Annotated in this window: 29 protein-coding genes and 2 tRNA genes; 17 read left to right on the forward strand and 14 right to left on the reverse strand. The window is 32.7% G+C overall.

The features are described 5' to 3' along the window. The first annotated feature begins 288 nt into the window (after positions 1-288). The 4 genes from thrS to rplT all read left to right on the forward strand — a co-directional run bounded on the left by thrS (position 289) and on the right by rplT (position 3508). Complete coding sequence (gene thrS / locus LBV24_RS08495) at positions 289-2229, forward strand: threonine--tRNA ligase (RefSeq protein ID WP_224478226.1); 1941 nt, start codon at positions 289-291, stop codon at positions 2227-2229. 28 nt (positions 2230-2257) lie between these two features. Then, a complete protein-coding gene (gene infC / locus LBV24_RS08500) occupies positions 2258-2806 on the forward strand; it encodes a translation initiation factor IF-3 (RefSeq protein WP_224478613.1) in 549 nt (182 codons plus the stop codon). A gap of 57 nt (positions 2807-2863) precedes the next feature. Beyond that, positions 2864-3061, forward strand: coding sequence for a 50S ribosomal protein L35 (rpmI, locus tag LBV24_RS08505; protein WP_034040729.1), 198 nt, complete (start codon positions 2864-2866; stop codon positions 3059-3061). A gap of 102 nt (positions 3062-3163) precedes the next feature. After that, positions 3164-3508, forward strand: coding sequence for a 50S ribosomal protein L20 (gene rplT, locus LBV24_RS08510; protein WP_073081329.1), 345 nt, complete (start codon positions 3164-3166; stop codon positions 3506-3508). A gap of 66 nt (positions 3509-3574) precedes the next feature. Here rplT and LBV24_RS08515 read toward each other — a convergent pair whose 3' ends face one another. The 10 genes from LBV24_RS08515 to tgt all read right to left on the reverse strand — a co-directional run bounded on the left by LBV24_RS08515 (position 3575) and on the right by tgt (position 13959). Further along, a complete protein-coding gene (locus LBV24_RS08515; protein WP_224478227.1) occupies positions 3575-4003 on the reverse strand; it encodes a secondary thiamine-phosphate synthase enzyme YjbQ in 429 nt (142 codons plus the stop codon). 12 nt (positions 4004-4015) lie between these two features. Beyond that, the gene (locus tag LBV24_RS08520; RefSeq protein WP_224478614.1) at positions 4016-5200 is read right to left on the reverse strand and encodes an asparagine synthetase B; all 1185 of its coding nucleotides are present in this window, start codon (positions 5198-5200) and stop codon (positions 4016-4018) included. Between the two features lie 144 nt (positions 5201-5344). Next, entirely contained in the window at positions 5345-6070 is a 726-nt protein-coding gene (locus LBV24_RS08525; protein ID WP_224478228.1) for a sulfotransferase-like domain-containing protein, read from the reverse strand. Then, positions 6063-6980 carry an aminotransferase class IV gene (locus LBV24_RS08530; RefSeq protein WP_224478229.1) on the reverse strand — a complete coding sequence of 306 codons (918 nt, stop codon included), beginning with the start codon at positions 6978-6980 and terminating at the stop codon, positions 6063-6065. The genes LBV24_RS08525 and LBV24_RS08530 overlap by 8 nt, the downstream gene beginning before the upstream one ends. A gap of 56 nt (positions 6981-7036) precedes the next feature. Beyond that, positions 7037-8077 carry an AI-2E family transporter gene (locus LBV24_RS08535; protein ID WP_224478230.1) on the reverse strand — a complete coding sequence of 347 codons (1041 nt, stop codon included), beginning with the start codon at positions 8075-8077 and terminating at the stop codon, positions 7037-7039. Positions 8078-8148: 71 nt separating this feature from the next. Further along, the gene (gene dnaB / locus LBV24_RS08540) at positions 8149-9681 is read right to left on the reverse strand and encodes a replicative DNA helicase (protein WP_224478231.1); all 1533 of its coding nucleotides are present in this window, start codon (positions 9679-9681) and stop codon (positions 8149-8151) included. 169 nt (positions 9682-9850) lie between these two features. Continuing rightward, positions 9851-10804, reverse strand: a complete 954-nt coding sequence (locus LBV24_RS08545; protein ID WP_224478232.1) for an acetyl-CoA carboxylase carboxyltransferase subunit alpha — start codon at positions 10802-10804, stop codon at positions 9851-9853. A 50-nt stretch (positions 10805-10854) separates the two neighbouring features. After that, the gene (locus tag LBV24_RS08550) at positions 10855-11763 is read right to left on the reverse strand and encodes a DMT family transporter (RefSeq protein ID WP_224478233.1); all 909 of its coding nucleotides are present in this window, start codon (positions 11761-11763) and stop codon (positions 10855-10857) included. Next, positions 11750-12772 carry an LptF/LptG family permease gene (locus tag LBV24_RS08555; protein WP_394371126.1) on the reverse strand — a complete coding sequence of 341 codons (1023 nt, stop codon included), beginning with the start codon at positions 12770-12772 and terminating at the stop codon, positions 11750-11752. The genes LBV24_RS08550 and LBV24_RS08555 overlap by 14 nt, the downstream gene beginning before the upstream one ends. Positions 12773-12828: 56 nt before the next feature. Continuing rightward, complete coding sequence (gene tgt, locus LBV24_RS08560) at positions 12829-13959, reverse strand: tRNA guanosine(34) transglycosylase Tgt (protein ID WP_224478235.1); 1131 nt, start codon at positions 13957-13959, stop codon at positions 12829-12831. 168 nt (positions 13960-14127) lie between these two features. On the opposite strand from tgt, the gene LBV24_RS08565 reads away from it, so the two are divergent. From LBV24_RS08565 to LBV24_RS08580, 4 genes are read left to right on the forward strand one after another with little or no spacing between them, the layout of a single operon-like run. Then, on the forward strand, positions 14128-14973 hold the full coding sequence (locus LBV24_RS08565) for a transketolase (protein ID WP_224478236.1): 846 nt from the start codon (positions 14128-14130) through the stop codon (positions 14971-14973). A gap of 3 nt (positions 14974-14976) precedes the next feature. Next, a complete protein-coding gene (locus tag LBV24_RS08570) occupies positions 14977-15687 on the forward strand; it encodes a hypothetical protein (RefSeq protein WP_224478237.1) in 711 nt (236 codons plus the stop codon). Beyond that, complete coding sequence (locus tag LBV24_RS08575; RefSeq protein ID WP_224478238.1) at positions 15684-16637, forward strand: transketolase family protein; 954 nt, start codon at positions 15684-15686, stop codon at positions 16635-16637. The genes LBV24_RS08570 and LBV24_RS08575 overlap by 4 nt, the downstream gene beginning before the upstream one ends. Before the next feature lie 54 nt (positions 16638-16691). Next, complete coding sequence (locus LBV24_RS08580; protein ID WP_224478239.1) at positions 16692-17291, forward strand: outer membrane beta-barrel protein; 600 nt, start codon at positions 16692-16694, stop codon at positions 17289-17291. Positions 17292-17366: 75 nt separating this feature from the next. Here the strand turns inward: LBV24_RS08580 and LBV24_RS08585 are convergent, their stop codons facing one another. Then, entirely contained in the window at positions 17367-18416 is a 1050-nt protein-coding gene (locus tag LBV24_RS08585) for a hypothetical protein (protein WP_224478240.1), read from the reverse strand. 135 nt (positions 18417-18551) lie between these two features. Here LBV24_RS08585 and LBV24_RS08590 point away from each other — a divergent pair, with 135 nt between their 5' ends. Genes LBV24_RS08590 through LBV24_RS08600 form a run of 3 tightly spaced genes read left to right on the forward strand, consistent with a single transcriptional unit; the run spans position 18552 to position 20002 of the window. After that, positions 18552-18920 (forward strand): RNA-binding S4 domain-containing protein, encoded by a 369-nt coding sequence (locus tag LBV24_RS08590; RefSeq protein WP_224478241.1) that lies wholly within the window; start codon positions 18552-18554, stop codon positions 18918-18920. Beyond that, positions 18898-19512, forward strand: a complete 615-nt coding sequence (locus LBV24_RS08595) for a methyltransferase domain-containing protein (protein ID WP_224478242.1) — start codon at positions 18898-18900, stop codon at positions 19510-19512. The genes LBV24_RS08590 and LBV24_RS08595 overlap by 23 nt, the downstream gene beginning before the upstream one ends. Further along, complete coding sequence (locus LBV24_RS08600) at positions 19499-20002, forward strand: phosphoribosyltransferase family protein (RefSeq protein ID WP_224478243.1); 504 nt, start codon at positions 19499-19501, stop codon at positions 20000-20002. The genes LBV24_RS08595 and LBV24_RS08600 overlap by 14 nt, the downstream gene beginning before the upstream one ends. Here the strand turns inward: LBV24_RS08600 and LBV24_RS08605 are convergent. Beyond that, complete coding sequence (locus LBV24_RS08605) at positions 19994-20515, reverse strand: shikimate kinase (protein WP_224478244.1); 522 nt, start codon at positions 20513-20515, stop codon at positions 19994-19996. The genes LBV24_RS08600 and LBV24_RS08605 overlap by 9 nt on opposite strands. Positions 20516-20643: 128 nt before the next feature. On the opposite strand from LBV24_RS08605, the gene LBV24_RS08610 reads away from it, so the two are divergent. The 6 genes from LBV24_RS08610 to LBV24_RS08635 all read left to right on the forward strand — a co-directional run bounded on the left by LBV24_RS08610 (position 20644) and on the right by LBV24_RS08635 (position 24724). Then, positions 20644-20716: transfer RNA gene (locus LBV24_RS08610), tRNA-Lys, on the forward strand. Positions 20717-20769: 53 nt separating this feature from the next. Continuing rightward, positions 20770-20855 (forward strand) — tRNA-Leu (locus LBV24_RS08615). Between the two features lie 150 nt (positions 20856-21005). Beyond that, on the forward strand, positions 21006-21908 hold the full coding sequence (locus tag LBV24_RS08620) for a MerR family transcriptional regulator (protein WP_224478245.1): 903 nt from the start codon (positions 21006-21008) through the stop codon (positions 21906-21908). Positions 21909-21915: 7 nt separating this feature from the next. Beyond that, a complete protein-coding gene (locus tag LBV24_RS08625; protein ID WP_224478246.1) occupies positions 21916-23376 on the forward strand; it encodes a phytoene desaturase family protein in 1461 nt (486 codons plus the stop codon). A gap of 49 nt (positions 23377-23425) precedes the next feature. After that, the gene (locus LBV24_RS08630; RefSeq protein WP_224478247.1) at positions 23426-24265 is read left to right on the forward strand and encodes a phytoene/squalene synthase family protein; all 840 of its coding nucleotides are present in this window, start codon (positions 23426-23428) and stop codon (positions 24263-24265) included. Positions 24266-24277: 12 nt separating this feature from the next. Next, entirely contained in the window at positions 24278-24724 is a 447-nt protein-coding gene (locus LBV24_RS08635; protein WP_224478248.1) for a sterol desaturase family protein, read from the forward strand. Between the two features lie 3 nt (positions 24725-24727). On the opposite strand, the gene LBV24_RS08640 is transcribed toward LBV24_RS08635, so the two are convergent. Together LBV24_RS08640 and LBV24_RS08645 are read right to left on the reverse strand one after the other, a co-directional pair. Beyond that, complete coding sequence (locus tag LBV24_RS08640; protein WP_224478249.1) at positions 24728-25291, reverse strand: TlpA family protein disulfide reductase; 564 nt, start codon at positions 25289-25291, stop codon at positions 24728-24730. A 9-nt stretch (positions 25292-25300) separates the two neighbouring features. Continuing rightward, positions 25301-25972, reverse strand: a complete 672-nt coding sequence (locus LBV24_RS08645; RefSeq protein WP_224478250.1) for a Crp/Fnr family transcriptional regulator — start codon at positions 25970-25972, stop codon at positions 25301-25303. Between the last annotated feature and the right edge of the window lie 92 nt (positions 25973-26064).

Here is a 26064-nt window from a genome sequence, read left to right on the forward strand (position 1 = left end):
CGCAAATATAAATCCCTTTAACTACATAACAAGCACTTTGACAACCTTTTTTTCAGAAAAAAAAAACAGCCCAAAACAAATGCCTACCTGTCAAGGTGTTAGAGCATCCATTTATTGGCAATAAAAATGGGCTATATTAAACAACTTTTGAAATGTCTCAAAATGACTACGTGCTATTGCAGCTATTCAAACTAAAATAAGAGACCATACATATAATAAATAATACTTCACTTTGTCTATTATATATATAGGTATATCTTTGTAGGCTTAAAGTTATACATTAACATAATGATTAATATTACTCTTCCTGATGGTTCTGTAAGATCCTACAATAATGATGTTACTCCCTATAACGTGGCGAAAGATATTAGTGAAGGATTTGCTCGCAATGTCATATCTGCAAAATTTAATGATACCATTGTCGAAATAACAACTCCGCTTAGTGAAGATGGAAATCTCGTTCTCTACACTTGGAGGGATGATGAGGGTAAAAAAGCTTTTTGGCATTCGTCCGCTCATATTCTTGCCCAAGCTTTGGAAGAGCTATACCCTCGAGTAAAACTTTGGGTAGGTCCGGCAATTGAAAATGGCTTTTATTATGATGTAGACCTTGGCAATGACACTATTTCTGAAAAAGACTTTAGTACAATCGAAGCAAAAATGCTAGAGATAGCAAGAGGGAAACACGATTTCAAAATGAGAAGTGTTTCAAAATCTGAAGCTCTTTCGTTTTACAAAGGAAAAAATGAATATAAAGTAGAATTAATTGAAAATCTTGAAGATGGCACTATAAGTTTCTGTGATCATTCAACTTTCACGGATTTATGTCGCGGCGGTCATGTCCCAAATACTGGAATTGTAAAAGCAATAAAAATATTAAGTGTTGCAGGTGCATATTACAAAGGAGATGAAAATGAAAAACAATTAACTCGAGTATATGGTATATCATTTCCAAAACAGAAGGAATTAACTGAATACTTGCACTTACTCGAAGAAGCCAAAAAAAGAGACCATAGAAAACTAGGGAAAGAACTAGAATTATTCACCTTCTCGCAAAAAGTTGGTCAAGGATTACCTCTATGGTTGCCCAAAGGTGCTGCTCTGCGAGAGCGATTAGAAAATTTTTTGAAAGCGGCACAGAAAAAAGCTGGATATGAAATGGTAGTTACACCACATATTGGTAATAAAGATTTATATGTAACATCTGGCCATTTTGCTAAGTATGGTGAAGATAGTTTTCAACCAATTAATACACCTGCAGAAGGAGAAGAATTCTTACTAAAACCAATGAATTGCCCGCATCATTGTGAAATATACAATAGCAGACCATTCTCCTATAAAGAATTACCTATTAGATATGCTGAATTTGGAACTGTATATAGATACGAACAAAGTGGAGAATTGCATGGATTAACTAGAGTTAGAGGATTTACTCAAGATGATGCTCATATTTTCTGCACACCTGACCAACTAGATGCTGAATTCAAGGAAGTTATAGATTTAGTCTTATATGTTTTCGGGTCTCTCGGGTTTGAAAATTTCACAGCACAGGTTTCTTTAAGAGATCCTGAAAATCCAGATAAATATATTGGTAGCGATGAAAACTGGGATAAAGCAGAAAAAGCAATTTTAAATGCTGCTAAAGATAAAGGTCTCAATTATGTAGTCGAAACTGGTGAAGCTGCATTCTATGGCCCAAAATTAGATTTTATGGTTAAGGATGCTCTTGGGCGTAAATGGCAATTAGGAACTATTCAAGTAGATTACAACTTACCAGAAAGGTTTGATTTAACTTATAAGGGTAGTGATAATGAGCTACATAGACCAGTAATGATTCACAGAGCACCATTTGGTAGCATGGAAAGATTTGTTGCTATTTTACTTGAGCATACAGGTGGTAATTTCCCTTTATGGCTAATGCCAGAACAAGCTATTATCCTCTCTGTAAGCGAGAAATATGAAAAATACGCACAAAAAGTTTTAAATTTGTTAGAAAATGACGAAATTCGCGCCCTCGCAGATAACAGAAATGAAACTGTGGGTAAGAAGATTCGTGGAGCGGAGATGAATAAATATCCGTACATGATTATTGTTGGAGAACAAGAAGAAATGAATGGAACTATTACGGTTCGCCAGCATGGAGGTGAAGATCTTGGCACAATAAGTGTAGAGGATTTTGTGAAAATTGTAAAAGAAAAAGTCTCAAATAGTTTGAAGACCTTTAAATAAGTTTAATTTAAATATATAAGTCATAGCAATACGAAGAAACAGAAGGAGTTATAATAGACGTGAAGCCCAAGAGGATAAACATCGAATAAATTCTAAAATTAGAGCAGAAGAAGTTCGTGTGGTTGGAGATAATGTAGAAGTTGGGATTTATTCAATCAAACAAGCTTTATCGATAGCTGATGAACAAGGCCTTGACTTGGTTGAAATTTCACCAAACGCAACTCCACCTGTATGTAAGGTTATGGATTATAAGAAGTTTCTTTACGAACAAAAGAAACGTGAAAAGGCTTTAAAATCTAAGGCCAGTAAGGTAGTAGTTAAAGAAATTCGTTTTGGTCCACAAACTGATGACCATGATTACGAGTTTAAAAAGAAACATGCTATCAAATTTTTAACTGATGGTGCAAAACTTAAAGCTTTTGTGTTTTTTAAGGGTCGTTCCATTGTATTTAAAGAACAAGGTCAAATCTTATTACTAAGATTAGCACAGGACCTAGAGGAATATGGTAAGGTTGAACAAATGCCTAAGCTTGAAGGAAAGCGTATGATTATGTTCATTGCACCAAAAAAGAAATAAAAAAGCTGTTTGTACAGCAAAACAATAATAAGCGAAACGTAATTAAAAGAAGGAGAAATGCCTAAAATGAAAACAAAATCGAGTGCTAAGAAACGTTTCAAACTAACTGGCACTGGTAAGATTAAAAGAAAGCACGCATTTAAGAGTCATATTTTGACAAAAAAATCTAAGAAGCGTAAGCTTGCGTTAACTCATGATACTTTAGTACATAAGGCTGACGAAAATAATGTTAAAACAATGTTACGTTTAAAGTAATATTATTTTAACCGGTTAAAACAAATGTAAAACCCTGGAGTTAGGCAAAAGAATTTAGCAAGTACCAATTATGGTCGCCTACTACAAAAAATAATTAAAGAAATGCCAAGATCAGTAAATTCAGTTGCAAAAAGAGCTAGAAGAAAAAAAGTTCTTAAGCAAGCAAAAGGCTATTGGGGAAGACGTAAAAACGTTTGGACGGTAGCAAAAAATGCGGTTGATAAAGCGATGCAATATTCGTATAGAGACCGTAGAAACAAAAAAAGAACATTCCGTGCTTTATGGATTATGCGTATTAATGCAGGTGCAAGACAACATGGAATGAGCTATTCTAAGTTTATGGGCAAATTAAAAGCTAATAACATTGAATTGAATCGTAAGGTTCTTGCAGATTTAGCTATGAATCACCCAGAAGCTTTTGAAGCAATAGTAAACAAAGTTAAATAAAGGCTTTTAGCCAAATTAATAACAACATTTCGCTTAAAAAAAGCCGATTCATTTGAATCGGCTTTTTTATTGACGTTTACCAATAATAGTTACTACCAATCTGCGAGAGCCTCCACGGTTGCGATGTTCTCCTAGATAAATTCCCTGCCATGTCCCAAAACACAAGTTTCCTTTAGAAATAGGTATTTGAACTGAATGACCACATAAAGATGCCTTTATATGAGCAGGCATGTCATCAGCACCTTCATAATTATGCTTGTAGTATGGCATATTCTCGGGTACCATTTTGTTTATATGAGATTCAAAATCTTCTCTAACAGTATAGTCTGCATTCTCATTGATTGTGAGACTTGCTGAAGTATGTTTAATAAATAAATGAAGTATACCTATTTTTATCTGTTGAATCTCCTCAAGATGAGCCAGAACTTCATTAGTTATGAGATGAAATCCTCTTGGTTTAGGTGACAGCTGTATTTCCTTTTGAAAAGTTTGCAAACTAACTAGATATTAAGTTTTCTGCTTTTTCTTTTTAGCAGCAGGAAACAAAACATTATTTAAAATCAATCTATAGCCTGGTGATGTGGGATGAAGATCTAACTCTGTTTTTGGGTCTCCTACTCTATGGGTGTAATCTTCTGGATCATGGCCTCCATAAAAGGTAAAGAACCCTTTTCCCTTTATACCGTGTATATATTTTGCCTCTCCATTGGTTCTGTTTTCACCCATCACCAAAACATTAGATTTTATCTGGTCTCTTGTAAAAGATGTTGTCTGACCCATAAATCCTTTTACCAATGCTGTATGATTTTGAGTAAGCATTGTTGGGATTGGATCCCATTTTGCAGAATATTCCATTAATGTGAAATAATCCGTTTTAAATGGGATGTTACGCTTTCGAGTCATGTCTATTGAAGAGAACTCATAAACATTAGGACTACGTTCTAACAAAAAGTCTTTAAATGCAAAAGTCTTGGTAAAATCAATTTTATTTTGATAACCAGGATCACTTCCATCACCATCAAACATTGGTTCACATATATCAACATTCTCAGCCGATAAGGCTATATCAAAACTATCAGTAGCAGAACACATGGCAAACATAAAACCACCACCTACTACATAATCTCGAATTTTTAAAGCAACATCAAGCTTTGCATCAGAAACTTTTGAGTATCCTAATTTCCTTGCTAATTCCTCTGCTTCTTTTTTCTCTTTTATATACCAGGCTGCAGATCTATAGGTTCTGTAAAATTTTCCGTATTGACCAGTAAAATCTTCATGATGTAAATGAAGCCAGTCATAAAGTAGCAATTCATCTTTTAAAACTTCTTCATCATATATAGTTTCATAAGGAATTTCTGCATAAGTCAGTACCATAGTAACTGCATCATCCCAAGGTTGTTTGCCGTAAGGTGTATACACTGCAATTTTTGGTGCTTTTTCTAATACCACAGTTTCTTGATTAACTGCAGGACTGCTAATTTCATCTAGAATTTGAGAAGCTTCGGCATCAGACAAAACTTCAAAAGAAACGCCTCTTATTTGACATTCACGTCTTATAATATCAGCATCAGGCAATAAAAAAGACCCTCCTCTATAATTTAATAACCAATTGACCTTAAGCTCTCTTTCTAAGGTCCAATAGGTAACACCATAGGCCTTTAAATGGTTCTCTTGCGATTCCGCATCCATAGGAATCAAGATATAGGATGCCCATGCATTGCTAAAAAAGCAAACTGTAAGTAGTAATATGAAGAGGCTTTTTAAGTTCATAGATTAAATGGAAAGATACTTAATTTTTAGTCTTCAATAATAAATTTATATTTCTTTTAAGAGCTAAATAGCATGTTTTAACAACTCATTGTAAAATGGTATACATTCATTTAATAATGGTAAAAGATGATCGGGAAAAGGTGCCTCCTTAGGTTTATATTCCATAAAACCACTAGAATTTTGTACACTATTATACCAATATTTTGCCCATATCCCATCTTCTTTACGCTGTTGAGGTTCCCACGAAAGCATGTGTTTGTCAAATTCTATATCTGCGAAATCACATAATCGCTTCAAGGTATTTTCAGGATCTATCAAAACTTGTTTGGAGTCTATAACGGTAAATGAAATACTATTTTCTTGAAAATATTTCAATAAATCTAAATGCAACTTATAGCCTACATCGTTTAGTATTGGATTTGGAATCACCTTATCAAATGATGGTAACATATCATAAGGATTTCTGGTTAGAATAATATTCACTGTACTATTCATAAATGATTTATCTAGCCCTAAGAGATGATGAATCATATGCTTGTAAAATAAAACTGGTTTTTCACTCGCCGATAACATTGATTCAACCACTTTATCACCGTCATTTTCCATAACACTTAGTATTTCTTCGGCTCCTGGATGATATTTATGAGCCTCTGGATGGTTTCTAAGGTAATAGGCATAAAGTGGTTCATCGAAAACCTTTGTGTCGTTTCGTTGAGCAAAAGAATACATTAAGGCCGTTGAAATATTGCGTGGTCCCGACCACAAACAAATACGTTTGGTATTATCCATTCTTGACTTCACTTTTTATTAACTCATTATATAGCTCACTCAATTTTTTTGTCATATCACCATATCTTCCACTACCAATTGTTCTACCATCGATTTTAATTACAGGAGTTAATCCACCAAAAGTTCCAGTTACAAATGCCTCATCAGCACCATAAACATCAAATAATGAAAAATCTTTTTCAACGCATTTTATATCATTTGCATGGCAAACCTCAATTACCTTTCCTCGTGTAATACCATTCATGCAATACTTACTTGTGGAGGTCCAAACTTCATTATTTTTTACCATAAAAAAGTTAGTTGCATTACAAGTAGAAACGAACCCATTGACATCTAACATCAAGGCTTCATCTGCACCAGCTTCTATTGCTTGTATTAATGCTTGTACCTCATGCAGTTTGCTATGACAATTTAATCGTGGATCTAGATAATCTGGTGAACCTCTTCTAATTGTACTGGTAAATAAGGTAATACCCTTATCTTTTGATTCGGTTGAAGCCCTTTTAAATTCAGGTATTATAACAATGTTTGGTCCTGATATTGTTAGTCGAGGATCTTGTGATGGCGTTTTTTTAATCCCTCTAGTAATCATTATTCTTACATGCACGCCATCCGTCATTGAATTTGCAGATAACACATAACTTACCTTTTCTAATAATTCTTCTTTGGTAAAAGGAAGTTTCATACCAACAGTTTTAGCAGACTGCCATAATCTATTTAAATGATCTTTGGCAAAAACCAACTTACCATCATGTAATCTCAACGCTTCCCAAACACCATCTCCAACTAAATAACCACTGTCAAATACAGAAATCTTGGCTTCATTTCTGGGGAATAACTCATCATTAATTAATATTAAAATGCTATCATTTCTTGAATCCTCAAGAGCATTATGTGTACCATGTACCATAGAAGAAATTTTAAGCAGAAAGATACTTAAAATAAACAGTCAATAAAATGGTGGTTTTAAAGTTTTTCTAGTTTAGTTTCATCACCAGAAAGAAGGCTGGCAATAACTTTTGTACTAGGAAATTGTTCCAATATAATTTTAATAAAAACGGTAATTGGAATTGCCATAATTAAACCTGGGATTCCCCATAAAAATCCCCATAGCATCAACATAACTAACACCGCAATAATGTTTATGGAGAATGATTTACCCATAAAAATTGGTTCTAGTATGGCTCCATAAACAACTTGTACCATGGTGATTGAAACGATAAAGAAAAACAACGTACTTGTTGGATCTAATTCTACAAAGGCAAAAATTGATAATAAAATGACAGATATAAAAGATCCGACCATTTGAACAAAATTTATGGCAAATGCAAATAAGCCCCAAAAAATAGGAAAGCTAACATCAAAAAATACACACATTAATCCAGTAAATAACCCTGTCAATGCACTGACCAAAAACTTTACTTTAATAAACTTGATCAAGTCTTTCTCAATCTTCATAAAGGCTTTAATAGAAGTATGTCTTTGCCTTAATATAGTATTATTAAGAAGTTTATGGACATTGATTGATTCTGCTAACCAAAGCACGACAAAAAAGGCTGTCATTAAAATTGTAGTCAAGAACTTCCTTAAAAAACCAATGGTTGACCCAATATTCTCCTTTTGAAAAAATTGAGAAAGAATGTTTTGATCTTCTCCAATTTCAATTCCAAAATTATCTGTTAAATAAAATCGTAAATCTGCTAATTTCGCCTCTGCCTTAGGAAAAAAATCTGATTTAGTGGCAAGAATTTCTTTACTAGACAATTGTATTAATTCAACACCTAGTTTTAAGCCACCAGTGACCAATAATAATACGATAATTATACTTATGAATTTAGGAATATTTCGTCTTCCCAACCAACGCATTAATGGTAGAAATAACAATGCGATAAACATTGAAAAAATAAGAGGTATAAAAATAAACGATAGTATTTTAAGCAAATAAAATATTAGTGGTATCGCTATAGTCAACAACAAAATATTTGTTGTTCGTCTTTGATTTAACATGAGGCATTACTATTATAAAAGTAAGTCTGTAAAGATAGGTCTTAAATAACTTATTTAATGTAAAAACGCTGTTAAAAAGGAACTCCATCGTCCTCAGGACCATCAAATGCATCTGATGCAGAAGGATAATTATCTGGCTTAAAAGTATCGTCGTTTGCGGCCGCGTTCATTTTAGAGTGGAACTCGCCGAAAGGCGTATCAAAATCATCCAGATTATCAAACTTACCTAAGTGTCCGATAAACTTGAGTCTTATATTATCTAGTCCACCATTTCTATGCTTGGCTACAATTAACTCACCCTGTCCTTCGGTAGGAGATCGTTCCTCATCATCCCACTCATCAATTTTATAGTATTCTGGTCTATATATAAATGATACGATATCAGCATCTTGCTCAATCGCTCCTGATTCACGTAAATCTGATAATAACGGCCTTTTACTTCCACCACGCGTTTCAACAGCACGAGATAATTGGGACAATGCTATTACAGGCACATTAAGTTCTTTTGCTAATGCTTTTAAATTTCTAGATATAGTTGAGATTTCTTGTTCACGGTTACCTCCTTTTTGACTACCTCCAGCTGTCATCAACTGCAAATAATCAATAATAACCATTTTAATGCCATATTGAGAGGCTAAACGTCTTGCTTTTGCTCTTAAATCAAAAATTGATAATGACGGTGTATCATCTATAAATAAAGGAGCTTTCTCCAGAGTTTTAACCTTTACATTGAGCTGTTCCCACTCGTGCTTCTCTAACTTACCTGTTCTAAGTTTTTCTGAAGACAATCCTGTTTCACTAGAAATCAATCTCGTTATTAACTGTACCGAAGACATCTCCAATGAAAAGAATGCAACAGGTATATTGCTATTAACTGCAATATTTCTCGCCATTGTTAGCGTCAAGGCAGTTTTACCCATACCAGGACGTGCTGCAATAATTACTAAATCACTAGGTTGCCAACCTGAGGTAAGTTTATCAAGTTTATCAAATCCAGATGGAATACCACTTAATCCTTCTTTGTTAGAAATCTCTTCGATCTTCTTCTTGGCTTGAATTACCAAACTCTGTGCAGTTTCGGTAGATTTTTTAACATTACCCTGAGTAACCTCGTATAGCTTAGCTTCAGCATTATCTAAGAGATCAAAAACATCCTTAGTTTCATCATATGCTTCCTCAATAATTTCGCTAGAAATTTTAATCAAACTTCGCTGAATATATTTCTGTAATATTATTCTAGCATGAAACTCAATATGAGCAGAAGAAGATACTCTTTGGGTAAGTGAAATGAGGTAAAAATCGCCTCCTACCAAATCTAGTTTTTCATCTTTCTTTAATTGACTAGAAACGGTTAATAAATCAACCGGTTCACTATTTTCAAATAATTTAAAAATAGCTTCAAAAATATATTTATGAGCATCTTTATAAAATGCATCAGGACTTAAAATATCAATTACTTCGTCAACACCTTTTTTATCAATCATCATTGCGCCAAGCACAACTTCCTCTAAATCAATAGCTTGAGGAGGTATTTTTCCTTTTTCTAAGCTAATGATTGTGCTTTTATCTACTTTAAAACCTTTAATTGGACTCGGCTGTTTCATATGATACAAATGTAACCAAATAGTATCGACGAAATGCAAATTTAACACTCGTCAATCTCAACACTTCGTTAACAATCTCATTGTTAATAACTCAATAATATTGTTAATAGGCATAAAAAAAACTGAAGTGTAAAACTTCAGTTTTCTTAAAAGCCTATGTTTGCTGAATTTAGTCTTTATAAACTCCCATATCAGCATATTTATCCATACGTTGTTTAACCAATTCTTTTGGTGATAAGTTTTTAAGTTCTTCATAAGACTTAACAATAGCATCTTTAACTGCTAAAAATGTTTTCTCTTTATCAGTATGTGCACCACCAAGCGGTTCTTTTACAATTTGATCTACAAGTTTCATGCGTTTCATATCCTTGGCAGTAAGCTTTAAAGCTTCAGCTGCTTGCTCCTTATATTCCCAACTTCTCCATAAAATAGACGAACAAGATTCAGGAGAGATTACAGAGTACCAAGTATTTTCTAACATCAATACTTTATCTCCTACTCCGATACCTAAAGCTCCTCCAGACGCTCCCTCACCAATAATTACTGTAATAATCGGAACCTTAAGACGTGTCATTTCCAAGATATTTCTAGCAATAGCCTCACCTTGTCCTCGTTCTTCTGCTTCTAAACCTGGGTAAGCACCGGGAGTATCAATTAATGTTACAACCGGAATACCGAATTTTTCAGCAGATTTCATTAATCGTAATGCCTTACGATATCCTTCTGGATTAGACATACCAAAATTTCTATATTGTCTTGTTTTGGTATTGAATCCTTTTTGCTGCCCAATGAACATATAGGACTGGTCTCCAATTTTACCTAGACCACCAATCATCGCCTTATCATCTTTTACATTTCTATCACCATGCAATTCTAAAAATGATTCGCCACATAAGGCATTAATATGATCTAAGGTATATGGTCTATTCGGGTGACGTGACAACTGAACACGTTGCCAAGCTGTTAGGTTTTTGTATATTTCCTTTTTAGTTTCAGCAAGTTTTTTCTCGATTTGCTTACAGGTTTCTGTTACATCAACATCACTTTCTTGACCTATAATCTGACATTTATCGAGTTGCTCTTCTAATTCTTTTATTGGTAATTCAAACTCTAAGTATTCCATACAATTTGAAATTAGTATTATTAGTTAGTTAGGGTACAAATATAAAAACTTTAATTGGTTATATTATTTGTTTTTTGCTGTCCTCTTTTATAATTTTTAAAGACGGCATCTAGTAATACGGTAACCAATATTAGAATTGCACCTACATAAAATTGTGGTGACATTTTTTCTGTTTCAGGAAATAAAATTAAGGCTATTCCTATACCATATACAGGTTCTAGATTATAACTTAAAATTACGGTAAAAGGACTTATGTAGCGCATAACTTCTACGGCTCCTATAAAGGCGTAAGCAGTACAGACTGATGCTAAAATAAATAGGTAAACCCAATCCATTGATGATAATACAAAAAACTCCTTATTAAAAGTGGTACCTGTGGTTAGGATAAATATGGTTAAGAATACAACACCACTAATAAACTCATAAAATGAAATTATGGTGGAGTTGTGACGCTCTATAAAACGACCATTTATCACAGCAAATAATGTAGAAAACAAAGCAGATAATAGTCCAAGAACAATACCATTTATATAGTCAATTTCACTACTGGTAATTAGAAAAACGCCAACTATTACCAATAGACCAAATACAATTTCATATCCTAAAATGCGACGTTTAAAAAATATAGGTTCAATAAATGAAGCAAAAAATGCACCTGAGGAAAACATGGCTAAAGCTATTGATACATTTGCTTGATTAATAGACTCAAAAAATGTGACCCAGTGCAAAGCAATTATAACACCAGCAATTGAAAATAAAAGAAAGGACTTCTTAGTAATTCTAAGTTTTAACTTAACTAGTTTTATAAACAAAAACATAAGTATACCTGCAATTGCCATTCTATACCAAACAAGTTGAAGCGAACCGATTGTAATAAGCTCTCCAAGTATTGCCGTAAAACCGGCAATAAAAACCAGAAAATGTAAATGAAGGTAGTGCTTAAATTTAGCGTTTGGCATTTTGCAGAAGGTATATTGCTAAAATACCAAATATAAAATTAGGGAACCAAACAGCTATTATAGCTGGAAAATTTGATTGCTCCGCCATTACGCCAAATATCTTATCAAAGAATACATATACCATGGCAATTGCAATACCAAAGGCCAAATTAACACCCATACCTCCTCTTCGTTTAATAGATGACACTGCAACCGCAATAATTGTGAGTATAAATATTGATACAGGTAAGCTCCATTTCTTAAGTTTTACAACTTCATACCTGCCAATGTTTGATGAACCGCGCCTTTTTTCAGCCTCAATAAAATCCAGTAATTCAAAATAAGATTTGGTTTCTGCAGCATATTCAACAGGAGCAAGATCTTCAATCTCAAAAGGCATCTTCATGTTTTGCCTTCTCGCTGTTTCTATAGTTTCAACACCATTTTCATAGCTTCTCTTAACATAACTTGTAAGTCTGTAGCTAGAATCTTCTTCAACATATCTAATATTGTCTGCGAATATTTTATACTTGAGTTCATTGCCTTCGAAATGCTCATAGGTGAAATTCATACCAATATTTCGCTTTGGTAAAAAGCTACTTATATATATGTAATCATTGTCATTAATTTGACGATAGACATCTCTAGTTTTTTGAATTTGCTTGTTCTTTTTTAAGTATTTGTATTTAAATTCATTAAAACCTTGACTTGCTATAGGCGCTAAATACATCCCTAAAAATAATGCAAAGGCAGCAACTATTGTAGAACCAATTATATAGGGTCTTAAAAATCTAGAAAATGAAACTCCAGAACTTAAGAAAGCTACAATTTCTGTGTTATTGGCTAGTTTAGAAGTAAACCAAATTACACTTAAGAATAAAAAGAGTGGAAATAATAAATTGGCGAAATAAACTGTGAAATTCATATAATACACAGCTACATCTCCAAAAGGCGCTTTATTTTCTAAGATCCGCCCAATTTTCTCGGCTAAATCTACCGTGATACCAATAGGTATAAACAATAGAAGCATCATTAAAAATGTAAAAATATAGCGCTTTAATATGTACCAATCTAAAATTTTCACTTCTATAGTCGCTTATCCATTTGTTTAACCATTTGATTTTTCCAGGTGCTGAAATCTCCTATGATGATATGTTTTCTTGCCTCTCTTACTAACCACAAATAAAAGCCTAAATTATGAATTGTTGCAATTTGCTTGCCCAGCAACTCATTAACCGTAAACAAATGCCTTAGATAGGCTTTACTATACTCTAAATCAACAAAAGTGATTGCCATTTCATCTATTGGCGAAAAATCATCCTCCCACTTTTTGTTTTTAATATTAATAGTACCATGTGCAGTGAAGAGCATTCCGTTACGAGCATTCCTTGTAGGCATAACACAATCAAACATATCTACACCTAACGCAATATTTTCTAATATATTGATTGGTGTTCCAACACCCATTAAATATCGAGGCTTGTCCTCTGGTAAAATATCGCACACAACTTCTGTCATTGCATACATTTCCTCTGCAGGTTCACCAACGGATAATCCTCCAATTGCATTTCCTTCGGCACCGACATTTGCAATATATTCAGCAGATTGTTTTCTTAAATCTGTATAAGTACTTCCTTGTACTATTGGAAAAAAGGTTTGATTATAATCGTATTTTAATGGTGTCTTTTTCAGATGAGTTAAACAACGTTCTAACCAACGATGTGTCATATGCATAGATCGCTTAGCATAGTTATAGTCACATGGATAAGGTGTGCACTCATCAAAGGCCATAATAATATCAGCACCAATACTTCTCTGAATTTCCATTACATTTTCTGGAGTGAAAACGTGATAACTACCATCAATGTGAGATTTAAATTTTACACCCTCCTCCTTAATCTTTCTATTTGCAGATAGAGAATATACCTGATACCCACCAGAATCTGTCAATATATTTCTATCCCAATTCATAAACTTATGAAGACCACCTGCCTGCTCTAAAATAGAAGTTTGAGGTCTTAAATATAAATGGTAGGTATTACCTAGAATAATATCAGGATTTATATCATTTTTTAGTTCTCTTTGATGCACTCCTTTTACTGAAGCAACTGTACCAACAGGCATGAAAATAGGTGTTTCTATCTGCCCATGGTCAGTATTAATTAGACCTGCTCTGGCCTTAGATTGTTGATCTTTTGCTAATAAACTAAACTTCATTAAAAATCCTTGTATGGTGGCAAATATAAATAACTCATATACATTCCACTCTTAATTAAATTTAAAATTGTTAGCAAATCTTCAAAATCGTTAATAAGTGACTTAAAAGTGTTTTTGTAAGGCTTATGTAAAAGGTTATTTTTGTGCGATTAATTTAAGCAATATAATATGCCAAACATTAAAGCATTAAATGATTTAACTACTCAAGTTCGTAGAGATATATTACGAATGGTACATAAGGTAAATTCTGGTCATCCTGGTGGTTCACTTGGTTGTGCTGAATTCTTTGTAGCACTTTACCAAGAAATAATGGAAACCAAAGATGGTTTTGACATGAATGGAATTGGAGAGGATTTGTTCTTTTTATCAAATGGCCATATATCTCCTGTTTATTACAGTGTACTTGCTAGGTCTGGTTATTTTGATATAGACGAATTAAATACTTTCAGATTGATAGATAGCCGTCTTCAAGGGCACCCAACTACTCACGAAGGATTGCCTGGTATAAGAATTGCATCTGGATCATTAGGACAAGGAATGTCCGTATCTATTGGTGCAGCAGAAGCAAAAAAACTTAACAATGATGATCATTTAATCTTCAGTCTGCATGGAGATGGAGAATTACAGGAAGGTCAAAATTGGGAGGCAATAATGTATGCTTCCGGAAATAATATAGACAATCTTATATCTACAATAGACGTAAATGGTCAGCAAATTGATGGTTCTACAGATAACGTACTGCCTTTAGGAGATTTAAGGAGAAAATTTGAAGCATTTGGCTGGTCTGTTGTCGAAATTGAAGAAGGAAACAACATTGAAGCGATACTTAAAGGTATGGCAACCGCTAAATCTTTAACAGGAAAAGGAAAACCAATCTGTGTTTTATTACAAACAGTGATGGGTAACGGTGTAGATTTTATGATGCATACACATGCTTGGCATGGTAAAGCACCAAATGACGAACAACTAGAAATTGGCCTATCTCAAAATCCGGTAACATTAGGTGACTATTAAGCTATGCGAAACCTAATTACCATTTGTTTTATTTTCATTCTAACGGTTTCTTTTAGTCAGGAAAAAGAAATTGATATCCACTACGTTGTAGATTATACGATGCCTAGTAAACGAAACACAACAGTAGACACCATTTCAATTGGATATAATAAAGAAGGGAAATACTTATGGACCAACTACAACAAACTTGCTCTTAGTCTCGCAAAATCCTTAATCAAGGATAATAAAAGGGACTATGAGAAGGCTACTAGCCATATAATATACCATACTGAACAAGGTGTTCTTACGCTTTTATTTGAGCTTGGCAATAACTCTATTTTCTTCAACCTGGATTTAGATTCTTTTTTGCCTTCAAATGAGTTTAGTTCAGATGAAAATGAGAGCCTCGATCTTATCACTGAGGATACTGGTGAAACGGTAAAGATTTTAGATAAGGACGCAAAAGTCTATCTAATGTTTCCTGGTAATGCACCAGATGATATCGTTTCAATGGCAGTAGATGAAGATTATGAAGTTAATAATAATGAAATATTCAAAAGATTTTTTGAACTGGCGTTCCAAAAAACAGGGCTTCAAGATGAATTTGCCCCAGAAATGCCAAATGGTTTAATCATGAAAATTTTCGAAAATGATAATTCAATGATTGAAGCCATTAAGGTTGTAGATAAAAAGAAAACAATAAAAATTAATTATAGTTTCAAAATAACAGAATGAAAACATATTCTAATACAGGAAGTAAAGATACTAGATCAGGGTTTGGAGCTGGTTTGACGGAATTAGGCAAGTCTAATGAAAACGTGGTAGCACTATGTGCAGATTTGACGGGATCTTTAAAAATGGATGAATTTAAAGCTAACCATCCTGAGCGATTCTTCCAAATTGGTATTGCAGAGGCTAATATGATAGGTATAGCTGCTGGAATGACTATTGGAGGTAAGATTCCTTTTACTGGTACATTCGCAAATTTCTCAACAGGCCGTGTCTATGATCAAATAAGACAAAGCGTTGCATATTCTGGTAAAAATGTGAAAATCTGTGCCTCTCATGCAGGAATTACCCTGGGTGAAGATGGCGCAACACACCAAATATTAGAAGACATAGGGCTTATGAAAATGTTGCCTGGAATGACTGTAATTAATACATGTGATTTTAATCAAACAAAAGCCGCAACCTTAGCTATAGCAAAACATGATGGCCCAGTTTATTTAAGATTTGGGAGGCCAAAAGTCCCAAACTTTACACCTGAAAATGGAACCTTTGAAATTGGTAAGGCCGTTAAACTAACTGAGGGTAATGATGTTACTATAGTAGCTACAGGTCATTTAGTTTGGGAAGCATTAGAAGCTGCCAAATCTTTAAATGAAGCTGGAATTTCTGCTGAAGTAATAAACATACATACCATTAAACCACTTGACGAAAAGGCAATTATAGAATCAGTTGAAAAAACTGGTTGTATTGTTACTGCTGAAGAGCACAACTATTTAGGCGGATTGGGTGAGAGTGTTTCAAGAGTATTAGCAAAACACAGACCAACACCTCAAGAATTTGTGGCTACGAATGATACTTTTGGTGAATCTGGAACACCTGCACAGTTAATGAATAAGTATGGTCTTAATAGTGATGCTATAGAAAAAGCTTCAAAAATAGTACTTGCAAGAAAATAAGTTCATTTTGGCAACGTTTTTGATATTACATACCTAATCTTAAAAACGAACATTATGAAAAATTTGAAAAAAGCAGTATTCCTATCTGCATTATTAGCTTTTATTGGTTTATCAGTTAATGCACAAAACGGTAGTGCATTTGGGCTTAAAGGTGGCCTTAATTACAGTGCTAATGGCGATTATTTTGAGTCTATTGGTGAAAATGCAAAGAATCCTGACAGAAATGTTGGATATCACCTTGGTATTTTCGGGAAATTAGGTAATGATCTTTATTTTAGACCAGAGCTGGTATATACAGCTACTAAAAGTGATTATGATAGTAGTGAATTTTCTATCAAAAAATTAGATGCTCCATTACTTGTTGGTATTAAAGTACTAGGGCCATTGAGTGTTTTTGCAGGACCCTCATTGCAATATATTTTAGACACTGAATTTGACGGCATCAATATTGACGATGTTGAAGATGATTTTACTGTAGGATTAAACTTTGGAATTGGGTTTAATTTAAATAAAATTGGTATTGATCTGCGTTATGAAAGAGGGTTCAATAACAATGAAGCAGATTTTATTGATGACAATCTTGGAAATGGAATTGTAAGTAGAATTGACACTAGACCAGATCAATTAATACTAAGTTTATCCATAGCTCTATAAGAAGGAACAATAATAAAAAAAGAAAAGCCACTCATAATGGAGTGGCTTTTTTATTTTGTCTTGTTTGAAACATTATCATTCGTCTTCGTCTTCATTGTAATTAGTAGTAACCTCTGCATCCAAATGATCAAAAACTCCATTATTATTTGTGTCTACTAAAGTAACTGTTTCTAATGTTATTACACCATCTTCTTCTTCTCTACTTAATTCATATTCATTTTCTCCTAATTCCGGTTCCATATCTCCCATGTTAGTATCTATAACATAAGTAGTAGGCAATAATTCATTTATCGTAAACACTCCATCTGCATCATCATCTAAATCAATATAATCTGGTGCAGCATCGTCATCCGTGTTATCATCAAAAGGATCTAGGCTACCATCATAATCTTCAATATATGAAGGAATACCATCTCCATCATGATCATTTACTTCAGTTTGTAATAATTCAAATTTGAATATTAAGTTAGAGTATGTTGGAATACCTGTTCTTGGGAATGAAAAATACCCAAGGCCAGATGGAATAAACATCATACCCATACCGTAATTATCATAACTTACAATATTGTCATTGCCAATTGTAAAGCTTGTAGACGTATTAAATTCTGGCATAATTCTTTGCCACCCTGTTATAGCTCCTGTACCAAAAGCAATACCATATAAATCTAAATCTATTGGTGTACTTACTTGATCAAAAGTATTTCCACCATCAACTAAGTATCCCTCATATCTTACTCTAACCTTATCTGTGAATTCTGGAGAATCTCCACCACCTTGATTTAAGGTGAGATAGTAATATTCATATTCAACATCAACGTATGTTGTAGTCTTTATAACAACATCCTGTATTAATAATTTGTGACCAGCTGGCACATCTTCACCATCGAGCAACTCGGTAATTACAATTTCTTCAATCGTATGATTGGTACCCGTTTCAAAAAATTCTGAGTTATAATAATGAGAGCTTAAATAATTCAAAAGAGAATCTCTATCCTTGGCTTGTTGTTCTGTTCTATCTTCTTCAATAAATTCATTTTGAATAGGATCATCTTCTTCTTCACAGGCAACAAAAACCGAGACCATTGCGAATAAAAAAAGGACTAATTTCAGAGATTTAAATTTCATAGAATTCTATTTATCTTGGTTTTGAAATACCACAAATCAAAACTAAGGTTCATAATTGCTTTATTAACTGGCGCAAGATACAATATTATAATATTTTTGCATCATAACATTAACGTTGTTTTTAGTTAAAAATATATGCGCATCGATAAATATTTATGGTCTGTCAGATATTACAAAACTCGTAGTATCGCTACTAAGGCTTGTAAAAAAGGACACGTTAAAGTAAATGGTAGCGTTGTGAAACCTTCAAGAGAAGTCTACGCAACGGATAAAATTGAATTACGTAAAGACCAAGTTAATTATCAATTAATTGTAAATGATTTGCCTCCAAATAGAGTTGGTGCCAAACTGGTGGATATTTACAGAACTGATACTACGCCTAAAGAAGCATTTGAAGCTAAGGAAATGCTAAAGTACAGCAAGGATTACTACAGAAAAAAAGGTACTGGACGTCCTACCAAAAAAGATAGACGAGACATTGATGATTTTTATGAAAGCGAATAATTTAGACAAACAATACTGGGAGAATAGATATAAGGAAAATCAGACCGGTTGGAATATTGGTTACATCTCCACACCTATTAAAGCATACATTGATCAACTAAACGATAAATCTTTAAATATATTAATACCAGGTGCTGGTAATAGCTATGAAGCAGAATATTTATGGCGGAATGGATTTAACAATTTATTTGTTCTCGATATTGCCAAGCAACCACTTCTTAATTTAAAGAAAAGAATACCAGAATTTCCAGATAATCAATTATTACACAATGATTTTTTTAAGTTGAGTGATTCTTATGATTTAATTATTGAACAAACATTTTTCTGTGCGCTTCATCCTAGCTTAAGGGAAGCTTATGTAAAATCGATTTATAGTCTTCTAAGACCAAAAGGGAAATTATCCGGATTACTTTTTGATTTTGAATTAACCGATTCTGGTCCTCCCTTTGGTGGCAGTAAAACAGAATATTTTAAATTGTTTAATAACCATTTTAACATTAGAACCTTGGAACCATCAATTAATTCCATAAAAGAAAGGCAGGGTAAAGAACTGTTTTTTATCTTTGAAAAAAAAGCCAATGCCGTTAGTTAAAAATACCATATTAACTCATAAAGAGATTGAGCATAAAATTAAAAGGATTGCCTATCAGATTTATGAAAGTAATGCAAACGAATCTGAACTAATTATTGCAGGAGTTGAAAGTAATGGGTATTTATTAGCAAGAAAAATTAAAACCCAATTAGACAAAATATCTGATATTAAATCAATTCTTTGTAAAGTTACTATTGATAAGTCAAATCCATTAAACCCAATAAATACTTCATTGGTACCTAAAGACTACACAAACAAATCGATTGTGTTAATTGATGATGTTTTAAATTCAGGTAGCACTTTAATTTATGGTATTAAACATTTCTTAGATGTCCCTTTAAAACAATTTAAAACTGCAGTTTTAGTTAATAGAAATCATAAAAAATTTCCAGTAAAGGCAGATTTTAAAGGTATATCTCTTTCAACTTCATTATTTGAACACGTGCATGTAAATCTCAACAAAAAGCCATACGAGGCTTACTTAGATTAAGGCAAGTAATATTGATTCTATAATATCTTTAACTGATTTTTCTTCTGCTTCAACAGTATAATTAGCCTTAGAGTAATATTGAACACGTTCAAATAAGTGTTTACCCACAAATTCTTGAAGTTCTTCTAAATTCTCTAAATGGCTAACTAAAGGCCTATTATCCTTTTCGCTAAATAACCTTTTACTTAAATAAGGAATTGATAATTTAAGATAGAACGAAATTACATTTTCATCATTTTCAATTAATTCAATGTTATTGGCATAACATGGTGTACCACCACCTAAAGCAAGAACAACATTGTTTTCTTGAGATAAAATTTCTTTCAAGTATTGGCTTTCAATTTTTCTAAAGTAAATTTCTCCCTTATCACTAAATATATTAGCAATTGTTCTGTTTTCTTTTTTAATTATGTAATCATCCAAATCAATAAAATCATAGTCTAATACAGATGACAATTGTTTTCCAATTGTAGATTTACCAGAACCCATATATCCCATTAAAACTATAATCATTACACTTATAAATTGATAATTAAAAAGATAGAATTTTACTTAACAAAAAAACAAAAATTAAAGTTAAAAATGTATTGTTTTATTAATTAATCATTTTATATTTGCACCCTCGTAAGAGAAAAATTAATGACCGGGTAGCTCAGTTGGTAGAGCATCTCCCTTTTAAGGAGAGGGTCCTGGGTTCGAGCCCCAGCCCGGTCACAAAAGTTAAGCCTTAAGCTTAACTTTTTTTTTATATTTACTTTACATTATTTGCGCACGTGGCGGAATTGGTAGACGCGCTGGCTTGAGGGGCCAGTGACCGTTTTAGGTCGTGGAAGTTCGAGTCTTCTCGTGCGCACTTCTTTAAAATCCTTATTTACTTTTACACTTTATCTACTAAAAGCCTTAATTTCTTAGAGCTGTTATCATTTTTTTACTTAATTTTTGTTAATTCTCACTCACGGTAAGACTTATTAATGTATTTTTGTTTAAACATTTTTAATAAAAAATGAACAATATTAAAAATAGATTTAGTATTAAAGATCTTGAAAATCTTACTGGTATTAAGGCGCATACCATTAGGATATGGGAAAAACGGTATAATCTACTTAAGCCCAAACGTACTGAAACAAATATTAGATATTACGATTTAGCAAGTTTTCAAAAACTGTTAAACGTCAGTTATTTGAATAATAATGGATACAAAATATCTAAAATTGCCACGATAGAAGAACATAAGATTCCTCTTTTAGTTAGGGAAATTGCATCTCAAAGCAATATGGAGAGTCATGCAATTAATTCTTTTAAATTATCAATGTTAAATTTTGATCAGACCCTATTTTATAATACTTATGAGTCTTTATTAAAAGAAAAGGCATTCGACGAAATTTTTTATGAAATTTTCATACCCTTATTAACAGAGATAGGATTACTCTGGCAAACAGACACCATCACACCTGCTCATGAGCATTTCTTAACATCATTGCTACGTCAAAAAATATTGATTAATACTGAAAAGGTACAATCTCAACAAATAAATGATTCTAAAAAGGCATTTGTACTTTATTTACCTGAAAACGAAATCCATGAACTAGGATTGATGTTTATTAATCATGAGTTGGTAAACAGAGGTTATCAATCTATCTTTTTAGGTTTTAGTGTTCCAATGGATAGTTTATTGGACCTTCAGAATTATTACGAAGAAATAATTTACATCTCATATTTCACGGTAAAACCAGAAAAAGCAGATATAAAAAAATATATAAAGGATTTTGAAAAACTTCTAATTAATAATGGAAGTAATACAAAACTTTGGATTTTAGGTCAAATGCTTAACGCCTTAGATTTGGAAAACCTTCCAGAAGGCGTTACAGCATTTAAGAGTATTAAATCATTAACAGACAATCTTTAAACAATAAATGGGTAAGACAATTTCAATTATTGGTTCTGGTTTCTCGGCTCTATCTGCATCATGCTATTTAGCGCAAGCAGGACATGATGTGTCTATTTATGAAAAAAATGGTACCGTTGGAGGAAGAGCAAGACAATTAGAGAAAGATGGATTTGTTTTTGATATCGGTCCAAGTTGGTATTGGATGCCTGATATTTTTGAGAAATTCTTCAATGATTTCGGAAAATCCACTAGTGACTACTATCAACTCGATAAATTGAGCCCGGCTTATAAAATTTTCTTTTCAGATGAAGTAATAACTATTGGTGACCATATGGATCAAATTTGTGAGGAATTTGAGCGTATAGAATCTGGTAGCTCTAAACCCTTAAGGAAATTTATTTCACAAGCACAAGAGCATTATGATATCGCCATAAATAAAGTTGTTCTAAAACCTGGCATCTCGCCATTTGAGCTTGTTACAAAAGAAACAGTGACTCGTGTAGATCGTTTTTTCAAAACAATAAGCTCAGAGGTTCGTAAGAATTTCAAAAATCCTAAACTCATTTCAACACTTGAATTTCCTGTACTATTTTTAGGAGCAAAACCAAGTCAGACACCATCATTCTACAGTTTTATGAATTTTGCTGATTTTGGTCTTGGTACTTGGCATCCTAAAGGTGGAATGTATGAAATCATAAAGGCTATGAAAGCACTCGCCGAAAGTTTAGGTGTCAGAATAAATACGGATTGCAATGTTGAAATGATAAATGTTGAAAACGGCAAAGCTTCTGGTATTATAGCTAATGGCGAAAATATTAAATCTGACGTAGTATTAAGCGGTGCAGATTATCATCATTCAGAAACATTATTAGATCAAAAATATAGACAGTATAGTGAGGCTTACTGGGAAAAACGAACATTTGCGCCTTCTTCGCTTCTCTTCTATGTTGGATTTGATAAAAAGCTTAAAGATATTGAGCATCATAATCTATTCTTTGATACTAATTTTGAAACACATGCCGAGAATATATATGATGACCCTCAATGGCCAGAAAACCCACTGTTTTATGTCAATTTCCCATCGGTAACTGATAAAACTATGGCACCCGATGGATGTGAAACTGGTTTTTTCTTAATTCCAATAGCACCTGGATTAGAAGATACACCTGAATTAAGGGAACAGTATTTCGACATCATTATAAGTCGTTTTGAAAATCTAACAAACCAAAAGGTTCAGAGTAACATACTATTTAAAGAATCATTCTGTGTTAATGATTTTGTAAGCGAATACAACTCATATAAGGGCAATGCCTACGGTATGGCTAATACATTGATGCAAACCGCCTTTTTAAGACCAAAATTAAAGAGTAAAAAAGTTGATAGCCTGTACTTTACAGGACAATTAACAGTACCTGGACCAGGCGTGCCACCATCACTTATATCAGGTAAGCTAGTAGCAGAATTAATAAATAAAAAAGAAAAATAATCCAATATTCAAAAAGGATTTTATAACTTAATCAGCACAAACGAAAATCATGAAATCAATTTTTGACAATGTATCCAAGGAATGCAGTAAAATGGTGACCAACGCCTATAGTACTTCATTCTCAATGGCTACGAAAATGTTATCTGACAGTATTAGGCAAGACATCTATAATATTTATGGATTTGTACGTTTTGCTGACGAAATCGTTGATACGTTTCATGATTATAATAAAGAAAAGTTATTCAAAAGGTTTGCTCAAGATTTGGAAAACGCTCTTACAGACAAAATAAGCCTTAATCCAATTTTAAATTCGTTTCAAGAGACATATCACAAATACAACATTGACAAACATTTGGTAGATGCATTTATGCACAGTATGGAACTAGATCTCCATAAAAAAGATTATCTAACAGAACAAGAGTATCGAGATTATATTTATGGATCAGCTGATGTCGTTGGTTTGATGTGCTTAAAGGTTTTTGTTAAAGGAGATAATGAGAAATACAATAGTTTAAAAGATTCTGCAATGAGCTTGGGATCTGCATTCCAAAAGGTTAATTTTTTGAGAGACCTTAAAGCAGATTTTGAAGATTTAAGCAGAACCTATTTCCCAAATACAGATCTAAATCAATTAGACGAAAAATCTAAGCAAGCCATAATTGATGATATTGAAAATGATTTTTCCAAAGGTTTACAAGGCATAAAACGTTTACCATTAGAAGCTAGATTTGGTGTGTTTATGGCTTACAGATATTACAATAAACTACTACAGAAATTGAAAAAGACTCCAGCACTAGAAATAAAGTCGACTAGAATTAGAGTACCAAACTATAAAAAGATTGAATTACTTACTCGTAGTTACGTAAAATATCAATTAAATTTGCTTTAAAATTTAATCTATATGCAAGTTGTTTTCTGGATATTGATCTTTTTAGGGACGTTTTTTATAATGGAATTTAATGCATGGTTTACGCATAAATATATTATGCATGGCTTTTTATGGAGTTTGCATAAGGATCACCATCATAAAGATCATGACAGTTGGTTTGAACGAAATGATGCCTTTTTTATATTTTATGCCGTTGTAAGTATGACTTGCTTTTATTTATGGAGCGTGGAAGAATTATGGTATTGCCTACCAATTGGTGTTGGTATAATGGCCTATGGGTTAGCGTATTTCATTGTTCATGATATCTTTATACATCAACGATTTAAGTGGTTTCGAAATATTGATAATAAATATGCTAGAGGCGTTAGACGTGCACATAAAATTCATCACAAGCATCTAGGTAAAGAAGATGGCGAAAACTTTGGGATGCTAATTGTACCAAAAAAATATTTTAAATAATATTTATTCTTTGAGCAACTTATTTAGTTGTTCTTTTACTTTTTCACTATACCAATTAATCGCACCTTTTTCGTCAACAACTATTTCGCCGTTTTTATCAATTATAAAAGTTCTTGGAATAGATCTGGTAACTAGTTCTTCAGGAATTTCATTTATAGGATTAAAAGCTTTAAAAGAATAACTGTTTTTATCCTTAAATTTCTCAACAGTAGTTAAATCATCATTGGTTATATACAAAAAAACAACTGACTCATTATACTTGTTATAGAGTTGATCTAAACTTTTCATTTCTGCAATGCACGGAGGACACCAAGTTGCCCAAAAGTTTATGAATACAACCTTTCCTTTTAAGTCTAATAGATTTAATTGATCTCCACTATCTGAAATTAATCTCCAGTTTTGATAAGTAATCTTGCGTCTGTTCGCCTTTTCAATTAAAGTTGAATGATTTATAAAGCTCAATCCTTTATGCAAAACAATTTGTATTGGTTGCCTTGTCTGAGGAATCAGTAATAGTGCAATTACAATAACGAATAAAATATTTCTCTTGGTTAGCTTGTTCTTCATGCCTTAAATTTAAGCAGAAGTTTTATAAATTCTTATTTGTTTTCGATTGAAATCAATAACACGTTCATCTTTTAGTTCATTCATAAGAATATTTAAGGTAGGTCTAGAAATACCTATCAATGAAGCTATATCTTTTTGCGTATAAGGGTGATTAATTATATGATCTCCTGTTTGGTTACAATTATATCCATAATCATTACATAACTCATCCAAAAACTCTTTCAATCTTGTTTTAGAATCTTTAAACAATAATAGTTGGAGTCTCCGTTCTAACTTCATAAACTTAAAACCAATGAACTTATAAATTTTAAAACTAAATGATTTGTTAGATCGCATTAACTCATGCATAGTATCTACACCCACAGGACAAATAGATGTATTGCCATCTATAGATTGTGCAAATTCTTCTCGTCTTTGCTGGCCAAATATTGCTCTTTCACCAAAAAGCTCACCTTTCTTTAAAATTGCCTTTACAACCTCAGTACCATCAGAGTTATAATATCCAATTTTAACCTTACCTTTTTCAATTAGAAAGACTTTATTGGCAGAGTCTTCTTCAAAATAGATGTAATCACCTTTATTATAAGAATCAAAATCATGGCACGTCTTATATTCTTTGAATTTATGAGGGCACAATAGATTGAATAAATTTACATCTTCAAAAATCCAAATTGAATTCATATCTAAAGAAACTATAGTTATAATTTTATGTGTCGGCCATATTTTTAATTCCTTACAAACAAGCATAAAAAAAACTCTCAGCAATGCTGAGA

It is taken from the genome of Winogradskyella vincentii (genome assembly GCF_020166345.1).
Taxonomy (GTDB): domain Bacteria; phylum Bacteroidota; class Bacteroidia; order Flavobacteriales; family Flavobacteriaceae; genus Winogradskyella; species Winogradskyella vincentii.

What these genes read in the sequence shown, in the direction of transcription:
- thrS (WP_224478226.1), top strand. Translation starts at nt 289, where the DNA reads ATGATTAATATTACTCTTCCTGATGGTTCTGTAAGATCCTACAATAAT.
- rpmI (WP_034040729.1), top strand. Translation starts at nt 2,864, where the DNA reads ATGCCTAAAATGAAAACAAAATCGAGTGCTAAGAAACGTTTCAAACTA.
- rplT (WP_073081329.1), top strand. Translation starts at nt 3,164, where the DNA reads ATGCCAAGATCAGTAAATTCAGTTGCAAAAAGAGCTAGAAGAAAAAAA.
- LBV24_RS08520 (WP_224478614.1), bottom strand. Translation starts at nt 5,200, where the DNA reads ATGGATGCGGAATCGCAAGAGAACCATTTAAAGGCCTATGGTGTTACC.
- LBV24_RS08525 (WP_224478228.1), bottom strand. Translation starts at nt 6,070, where the DNA reads ATGGATAATACCAAACGTATTTGTTTGTGGTCGGGACCACGCAATATT.
- LBV24_RS08530 (WP_224478229.1), bottom strand. Translation starts at nt 6,980, where the DNA reads ATGGTACATGGTACACATAATGCTCTTGAGGATTCAAGAAATGATAGC.
- LBV24_RS08535 (WP_224478230.1), bottom strand. Translation starts at nt 8,077, where the DNA reads ATGTTAAATCAAAGACGAACAACAAATATTTTGTTGTTGACTATAGCG.
- dnaB (WP_224478231.1), bottom strand. Translation starts at nt 9,681, where the DNA reads ATGAAACAGCCGAGTCCAATTAAAGGTTTTAAAGTAGATAAAAGCACA.
- LBV24_RS08545 (WP_224478232.1), bottom strand. Translation starts at nt 10,804, where the DNA reads ATGGAATACTTAGAGTTTGAATTACCAATAAAAGAATTAGAAGAGCAA.
- LBV24_RS08550 (WP_224478233.1), bottom strand. Translation starts at nt 11,763, where the DNA reads ATGCCAAACGCTAAATTTAAGCACTACCTTCATTTACATTTTCTGGTT.
- LBV24_RS08555 (WP_394371126.1), bottom strand. Translation starts at nt 12,772, where the DNA reads ATGCTTCTATTGTTTATACCTATTGGTATCACGGTAGATTTAGCCGAG.
- tgt (WP_224478235.1), bottom strand. Translation starts at nt 13,959, where the DNA reads ATGAAGTTTAGTTTATTAGCAAAAGATCAACAATCTAAGGCCAGAGCA.
- LBV24_RS08565 (WP_224478236.1), top strand. Translation starts at nt 14,128, where the DNA reads ATGCCAAACATTAAAGCATTAAATGATTTAACTACTCAAGTTCGTAGA.
- LBV24_RS08570 (WP_224478237.1), top strand. Translation starts at nt 14,977, where the DNA reads ATGCGAAACCTAATTACCATTTGTTTTATTTTCATTCTAACGGTTTCT.
- LBV24_RS08575 (WP_224478238.1), top strand. Translation starts at nt 15,684, where the DNA reads ATGAAAACATATTCTAATACAGGAAGTAAAGATACTAGATCAGGGTTT.
- LBV24_RS08580 (WP_224478239.1), top strand. Translation starts at nt 16,692, where the DNA reads ATGAAAAATTTGAAAAAAGCAGTATTCCTATCTGCATTATTAGCTTTT.
- LBV24_RS08585 (WP_224478240.1), bottom strand. Translation starts at nt 18,416, where the DNA reads ATGAAATTTAAATCTCTGAAATTAGTCCTTTTTTTATTCGCAATGGTC.
- LBV24_RS08590 (WP_224478241.1), top strand. Translation starts at nt 18,552, where the DNA reads ATGCGCATCGATAAATATTTATGGTCTGTCAGATATTACAAAACTCGT.
- LBV24_RS08595 (WP_224478242.1), top strand. Translation starts at nt 18,898, where the DNA reads ATGATTTTTATGAAAGCGAATAATTTAGACAAACAATACTGGGAGAAT.
- LBV24_RS08600 (WP_224478243.1), top strand. Translation starts at nt 19,499, where the DNA reads ATGCCGTTAGTTAAAAATACCATATTAACTCATAAAGAGATTGAGCAT.
- LBV24_RS08605 (WP_224478244.1), bottom strand. Translation starts at nt 20,515, where the DNA reads ATGATTATAGTTTTAATGGGATATATGGGTTCTGGTAAATCTACAATT.
- LBV24_RS08620 (WP_224478245.1), top strand. Translation starts at nt 21,006, where the DNA reads ATGAACAATATTAAAAATAGATTTAGTATTAAAGATCTTGAAAATCTT.
- LBV24_RS08625 (WP_224478246.1), top strand. Translation starts at nt 21,916, where the DNA reads ATGGGTAAGACAATTTCAATTATTGGTTCTGGTTTCTCGGCTCTATCT.
- LBV24_RS08630 (WP_224478247.1), top strand. Translation starts at nt 23,426, where the DNA reads ATGAAATCAATTTTTGACAATGTATCCAAGGAATGCAGTAAAATGGTG.
- LBV24_RS08635 (WP_224478248.1), top strand. Translation starts at nt 24,278, where the DNA reads ATGCAAGTTGTTTTCTGGATATTGATCTTTTTAGGGACGTTTTTTATA.
- LBV24_RS08640 (WP_224478249.1), bottom strand. Translation starts at nt 25,291, where the DNA reads ATGAAGAACAAGCTAACCAAGAGAAATATTTTATTCGTTATTGTAATT.
- LBV24_RS08645 (WP_224478250.1), bottom strand. Translation starts at nt 25,972, where the DNA reads ATGAATTCAATTTGGATTTTTGAAGATGTAAATTTATTCAATCTATTG.